This window comes from Kosmotoga sp. DU53 (genome assembly GCF_001639905.1).
GTDB classification, from domain to species: Bacteria; Thermotogota; Thermotogae; order Petrotogales; family Kosmotogaceae; genus Kosmotoga; species Kosmotoga olearia.
The window spans coordinates 1-1,182 of record NZ_JGCK01000096.1 but is presented as its reverse complement, the minus strand read 5'-3'; the positions used below and the strand labels follow the sequence as shown (position 1 = coordinate 1,182).

General features: G+C 41.3%; 1 protein-coding gene. It reads left to right on the top strand.

Annotated features, from left to right (window positions below):
• Window positions 1–42: 42 nt before the first annotated feature.
• Window positions 43–1,163, top strand: a protein-coding gene (locus tag DU53_RS11700) for an IS3 family transposase (protein ID WP_148207985.1) whose coding sequence is annotated in 2 segments (ribosomal slippage) — window positions 43–295 and window positions 295–1,163 — 1,122 coding nt in all. Because the reading frame shifts where the segments join, the coding sequence is not laid out codon by codon here.
• Window positions 1,164–1,182 lie beyond the last annotated feature (19 nt).

The window sequence follows — 1,182 nt, the reverse complement described above, 5'->3', positions numbered from 1 at the left end:
AAAAAAGTAGAGAGATAAAATAAAGGCAAGGGGGTGCAGATAATGGCAAAGAAACTCTCGACAGAAGAAAAGATGGCAATAATTCTGGAAGGGCTTCGTCGAGAAAAGAGCGTTTCTCAAATCTGCAGAGAACATGGAATTTCACAAGCTCAGTATTACAAATGGCGTGACAGGTTTCTCGAAGGAGCCAAAGAAGGCTTGGAAAACGGGAAGAAATCCAGGGTAAAGCAGCTCGAAGAAAAAGTAGAAGAACTCGAGAAGGTAATAGGGAAACAGACCATCGTCATTGAGACATTAAAAAAAACAGTAGTACATCCAGGCAACGGGAAATAGTGGCACTGCTTGTTAATGAGGGATTCAGCGTTTCAGAAGCGCTGAGGTATTTGAAAATCAACCGGAGCACGTATTACTACAAGCCTAGGGAATACAGTCGAAGAACAGATGATGAAAAAATACTCAAGGAAATAGAAGAACTCAAAAGAGAGCATCCTTACTGGGGATATCGTCGAATCTGGGCGATGTTGAGGAAAAAAGGCAATAAGCTCAACCAAAAGAGGGTATACCGAATAATGAAAGAAAATGGATTACTCTTCAAAGTTGAGCACAAAAAAGCTTGTAGAACCATTCAAAAGAAAATAAAGCCCACCAGGCCCAGAGAGGTGCTTGGGATCGACATGACAAAAGTATTCACAAGAGATGCTGGTTGGGCATATTACATAGCAGTGATAGATTGGTACACAAGAGAAATCCTTGGATCGGAAATAAGTCTCAGGTGTAGAGCAGAAGAATGGTTAAAAGCGTTGGACAGAGCCTTAAATGAGGGATATCCCGAAGGTGTGCGGGGCGAAGGAGTAATACTGGTGAGCGACAACGGCAGCCAACCAACGAGCACGAAGTTCCTGAAAGAATGTACTGTACTTGGGATAAAACAGATATTCACGAGCTACAACAATCCCAAAGGTAATGCCAACACGGAAAGGTATTTCAGAACATACAAAGAAGAAGTTGCATGGGTATTGGACAATCCGAGTTACGAAGAGCTAATCGAAAAGACGAAAGCTTTTGAAAAGTTTTATAACGAAGAATATCCCCATAGTGCTTTAGGATACAAAAGCCCAAAAGAGATATTCGAAGAATCCATGAGTCTACACAAAATTGCTTGATTTTTTGTCCAGTTTTTCG